Consider the following 580-nt stretch of genomic DNA (forward strand, 5'->3'; position numbering starts at 1 on the left):
CCTCCGGGTTCGCCGCCGGCGTGGCCGCCGTCATGCCCCGCATCCAAGAGGCCTTCCGGGTGCTGCGCGCCGGGATCCTCGACAACTGGGTCGCCGAGGACGGCTCGCTCACCGTCGGTGACAACATCCAGGCCAGGAACGCGCGTGCCGCCGCCGAGCGCGTCGGCGGGGCACAGACGCTGCTCAACGGTTACGTGGCCCTGGGTCTGCCGCAGGCGCTCACGACCGACGACACGCTGCGCGGGCTCGTCGCCGGTGACCGCCGCAACGCGCTGGCCCGTCCCTACGCCGACGACGGCCGCGCCGACCCGGCCTCCAACGTGCCGGACCAGGTCGCGGCGTTCTTCCGCTACCTGCAACCTCGGCAGCCGGTCAGCGACCCGCTGGACACGCTCAGCCTGCGTTTCACCGAGTACGGGCGTGCGCTCGAGTCGTCGATCACGCCGTACGTGCGCGAGGGCCGCGCCGCGGGCCAGTCCGCCGTCGATGGCGGCCGACTCGACGAGAGCAGCCCCGTGGTCAGCTCCACGCTCGACCGGCTGGAGCTCAGCCGGGCCGTGCTCGCCGACCACCTCAACCC

The 580-nt window shown here is 73.6% G+C and carries 1 protein-coding gene; it reads left to right on the forward strand.

All coding sequences use genetic code 11. The features are described from left to right. Nucleotides 1-580: hypothetical protein (locus I6F37_RS38505; RefSeq protein WP_225154143.1), on the forward strand; the 580-nt coding region annotated here is incomplete at both ends.

It is taken from the genome of Bradyrhizobium sp. NBAIM08 (assembly GCF_020193935.1).
In the GTDB taxonomy this organism is placed as follows: Bacteria; Pseudomonadota; Alphaproteobacteria; order Rhizobiales; family Xanthobacteraceae; genus Bradyrhizobium; species Bradyrhizobium yuanmingense.